A 490-nucleotide genomic window follows, 5' to 3' on the forward strand; every position below is an offset into this window, starting at 1 on the left:
CCCTCACTCAACGGGGCTGTGCAGCCCGCCAGGAACACGGCGGCCAGCAACATGACCACCGCGCCCTGCAATCGACCCGGCATGAAAAACAAAACTCTCGACACGGCTTCCCCTGTTTCCGGCATCGGCCGATCGCGGCGAACTTTAAGCACGCCACCAAACACACCCGAAACAGCAAGGGCTCAAAACGCAAATTTGGCACTTAATGACAATTGTTAACCATTGGGATTTCGTTCCGATCACTAGTTGACAGTTGCAATCCTTGCCACAATGGTCTCCGACGTATCGGGCGCCTAGACCCGTGACGTCGATCAAGGGAGTGATAAACAATGCGCATAGCTGCACTGGATGACGAACCAGGTCAACTCGACCTGATCAAGTCGACGATGGAAGGCATCGGCCATGAATGCCATGGCTTTTCCGATGGCCGATCGTTGCTGCGCGAGCTTCGCCAGCAGACCTACGACCTGCTCATCCTCGATTGGACCCT

The 490-nt window shown here is 55.7% G+C and carries 1 protein-coding gene; it reads left to right on the forward strand.

Features of this window, described 5'->3' with window-relative positions:
• On the forward strand, positions 1 to 206 hold a 206-nt coding region (locus CVH10_RS26605; protein WP_219924740.1), incomplete at its 5' end, for a hypothetical protein.
• Positions 207 to 490: the final 284 nt, after the last annotated feature.

It is taken from the genome of Halomonas sp. ND22Bw, assembly GCF_003011945.1.
GTDB lineage: Bacteria > Pseudomonadota > Gammaproteobacteria > Pseudomonadales > Halomonadaceae > Halomonas > Halomonas halophila.